This window comes from Pseudomonas protegens (genome assembly GCF_003732485.1).
GTDB lineage: Bacteria > Pseudomonadota > Gammaproteobacteria > Pseudomonadales > Pseudomonadaceae > Aquipseudomonas > Aquipseudomonas protegens_B.
In genome coordinates, this window is sequence record NZ_MOAK01000028.1 from 1 (window position 1) to 3,077 (window position 3,077).

General features: G+C 60.3%; 2 protein-coding genes and 1 pseudogene. 1 reads left to right on the plus strand and 2 read right to left on the minus strand.

Annotation, left to right across the window (positions count from 1 at the left end):
* Nucleotides 1-430 precede the first annotated feature (430 nt).
* The gene (locus BLX41_RS03640; RefSeq protein ID WP_185073361.1) at nt 431-1,189 is read left to right on the plus strand and encodes a hypothetical protein; all 759 of its coding nucleotides are present in this window, start codon (nt 431-433) and stop codon (nt 1,187-1,189) included.
* 69 nt (nt 1,190-1,258) lie between these two features.
* Here BLX41_RS03640 and BLX41_RS37165 read toward each other — a convergent pair whose 3' ends face one another.
* Nucleotides 1,259-2,140 carry a methyl-accepting chemotaxis protein gene (locus tag BLX41_RS37165; RefSeq protein WP_404942736.1) on the minus strand — a complete coding sequence of 294 codons (882 nt, stop codon included), beginning with the start codon at nt 2,138-2,140 and terminating at the stop codon, nt 1,259-1,261.
* Between the two features lie 27 nt (nt 2,141-2,167).
* A pseudogene (locus tag BLX41_RS37170) lies at nt 2,168-3,073 on the minus strand (HAMP domain-containing protein); the annotation flags it as partial.
* Nucleotides 3,074-3,077 lie beyond the last annotated feature (4 nt).

Here is a 3,077-nt window from a genome sequence, read left to right on the forward strand (position 1 = left end):
CCTGTTACCGCCGTGAAAGGGCGGTGTCCTAGGCCACTAGACGAAGGGGACACGCTACAACATTCACTTCCTTCAACGTTTTGCTATTTGCTTTCCGTTGAAAGTGGCGCGCATTCTATGGATGCTTTGGGAGGCCGTCAACCCCCAGATATAATTTTATTTAAATCAATGACTTCGGAGTGGTTTTAGGCCCAGTTCGGGCTTTTCTGCCGTCCGCGCTTTGACGCCTATATTCTGGCACTCGACAAGACGTTATAGTCCTGCGCAGCCGGTGATGGCAATTTGAACCCAGGTCTCACCCCAGTGGTTCTATACCTATATAAGCAGCACAACTCATGCCCGGCTCGTCGAGCGGCGCTATGCGTCGAAATGCCAAGCCACTACACTCGCACGCGAATCCCATAACGAGGTTTTAACGGTGACACCACTCATGATCACCCTGCTGGTAATAGCCGGGATCGCACTATTGATCGCCATTGGCTACATGAACCATGTGGTGGAAAACAACAAACTGGAAAAGGCCCGCACCAAAGTCGAACTCAATGATCGCCTGCGCCGCTGCGGCGAGATCACCGAAACCTTCCCCGGCCAGTTCATGTCACCGGCCCTCAAGCTGCTGCTGACACGACTGGAACTCAACGTTGTGCAACGCATGCTCAACCTCGACAAGACCGACACCGCTCTCAAGGCGCGTCAGGCCGAACTCAATACCTTGGTGGGTCAGGGCGAGTCGATTCCGGTGAACAATCCGCCATCGCCAATACAGACCGAAGCCAAGGCCAAGGATGTACGCTTCCTGCTGGAGGCCATGCACGGCCAGGTAACCCGTGCCGCCCACGACGGCTTCCTGCAACCCAATGAAGCCAAGCGCTGGATCAAGGAGATCCGCCATATCCTGGTGCTGCTGCATATCGAGTTCTTCAACAACCTGGGGCAATACGCCCTGCAACAGAACCAGCCGGGCCAGGCCCGCCTGGCCTTCGAACGCGGCGTGCAATACCTGCGCAAGCAACCGGACCCGGCGGTCTACAAGGAACAGCTGGAATACCTGGATAAGCTCCTGGCCCGCGCCAACGCCATGGTGCTGTCGACCCTGGAGCCGGCGCCAGACGAGGACAACGAGCTGACCCAGGGCCTGAAGACCGTGGAAGCCGACGCCGACTGGAAGAAGAAAGCCATCTACGACTGATATGAAAAACCCCTGCCTGACGCATCCGGCGTCAGGCAGGGGTTCGCCGCAACAGCGCCCTCCTCGCCGCTACAAGCGGAAATGCCCCACCATCCCCTTCAACTCGACGCCCAACTGCGCCAGCTCGATGCTCGACGCAGCGTTGCCTTGCATGGCCAGGGAAGACTGGTCGGCACTGGCACGAATACTGGTAACGCTGCGATTGATTTCTTCAGCCACCGAACTCTGCTGCTCGGCAGCGGCGGCAATCTGCTGATTCATCTGCTGAATCAACGACACTGCGGCGGCAATGCTGCCCAAGGCACTTTCAGTCTGCAGGGCATCGCTGACCGCCAGCTTCACCAGCTCGCCGCTGCTCCGGATCTGCTGCACTGAAGAGTCGGCAGCCACATGCAATGCAGTCACCAGACGCGCGATCTCCTCGGTGGACTGTTGGGTACGTTTGGCCAGGGCCCGCACTTCATCGGCCACCACCGCAAAGCCCCGGCCCTGTTCCCCCGCCCTTGCCGCTTCAATGGCAGCATTGAGGGCCAGCAGGTTGGTCTGCTCGGCAACGCTCTTGATGACATCCAGCACGCTGCCGATGTTGTCGATCTCTGCGCTCAGGCTCTCGATGCCGCTGCTGGCACGGGTCGCGGAATCCGCCAACTGCTCGATCCGCTGCATGCTCTGGCGCACGACCTGCTGGCCACTCTCCACCTTGTCATCCGCCGCCTGGGCGGCCAGGGCCGCTTGCTCGGCATTGCGCGCCACATCGTGCACCGTGGCGGTCATCTGGTTCATGGCGGTGGCCACCTGCTCGGTTTCTTCCTTCTGGGTACTGACTTCAAGGTTGGTCTGCTCGGTCACCGAGGACAGTGACTGGGCCGAACTGGCCAGTTGTTCGATCCCGGCCTGCAGGCCACTGACGATACCGCTCAGGCCACTGCCCATCTGTTGCATCGCCTGCATCAACTGGCCGATCTCGTCACGCCGGGTCACCGCCACCGTGGTGCTCAGGTCCCCCGCAGCGATCTGCTGAGCCACATGCATCACACTGCGTAGCGGACGAACGATCAGGCGAGTGATGCACAAGGCCGCCAGCAGCCCCACCAACAGCGCCAGGGCTGAAGAGCCGATGATCAGCAGGGTGTTCTTCTCCAGTTCCCCCTGCATCGACAGATCTTCGGCGGCATATGCCTGGTCGACCCGTGCCATCACCTGAGCAGCGCGCTCATGCAACGTCTGATAGACCTGTTTCTCCTGGGCCAACAGACCGGTGTATTCGTTGAGTTTTTCGCTGAAGTTGCCGATGTGCCCAGTGACCTCGTTGAGCACCGTCTGATAGCCCGCATCCTTGACCGCGGCCTTCAACTGTTCGGCTTGGACCAGGGCCTGTTCGGCCTGTTCGATCTTGCCCTGCTCGCCACCGCCCTGCTCATCGCCCTTGCGATTCTGGTCCAGGCGCACTCGGGCTTCGTTCATGGCTTGCAGCATCAGACGCGAGACCTGGCTGATCTGGTTGGCCTGCTCGATGAACTCCGCGCCCTCCTTGCCCTGGGAGTCCTTGAGCGTATAGGCACCGTCATCCGCCAGCCCGGCCTGCAGCACATCGAGGTTGTTGGCCACACTGGACACCGACCAACTGGCCATTTCCAGGGCCAGGTCCTTGGCCTGGGTCAGCTCGACGAACTCATCGAAGGCCTTGCGATAGTCCGCCAGCGCCAGCTCGACCTCCCCCATCACCGCCTGGTTGGCGGACGACTGCCCCTGGAGCTGCCGGGCCAGGAGCAATAGTGCATCCAGGCTTTCATGCAGGCTGTCCACCGTCTTGCTGTCGCCGTGCAAGGCATAGTCCTGCTCCAGCAGTCGCACCTTGAGCACACCACTGTTGAGCTGGGACATCTGC